We start from the raw sequence: 384 nt of genomic DNA on the forward strand, positions 1-384 counted from the left end.
CGGACGTGATCCATGTCCGGATCCGTCAGCTGCTGCGCCCAGGGTCCCTTCAGCTGTGCAGGCGCGCCGTAGCGCTCCTGCAGCAGTGCCAGCACAGCGTCGTCGTGGCGCAGCACCGGCACCCTCGCCTCCGCCTGGGCGGGGGCGGGCGTGTCCTGCTGGCAGGCGGCCAGCAGGAGCACGGCGCCCAGGGAAACCGATCGTAGAACCACCCCCGTCGCCATCGTCGCGGTACTCAGTGACGGAAGTGGCGAACGCCGGTGAACACCATGGCGATGCCATGTTCGTCGGCCGCGGCGATCACTTCGGCATCGCGCATCGAACCGCCCGGCTGGATCACCGCGGTGATGCCGGCTTCGGCGGCCGCATCCAGGCCGTCGCGGA

1 protein-coding gene and 1 pseudogene are annotated in these 384 nt (G+C 70.6%); both read right to left on the reverse strand.

The window, feature by feature from the left end; all coding sequences use genetic code 11:
- Window positions 1-224 (reverse strand): hypothetical protein (locus VA603_RS00225; protein ID WP_323437600.1); only part of this gene is annotated, 224 nt, incomplete at its 3' end.
- Between the two features lie 11 nt (window positions 225-235).
- Window positions 236-384, reverse strand: a pseudogene (locus VA603_RS00230) (IMP cyclohydrolase); the annotation flags it as partial.

Origin of the sequence: Stenotrophomonas capsici, assembly GCF_034961085.1 — a bacterium.
GTDB lineage: Bacteria > Pseudomonadota > Gammaproteobacteria > Xanthomonadales > Xanthomonadaceae > Stenotrophomonas > Stenotrophomonas capsici.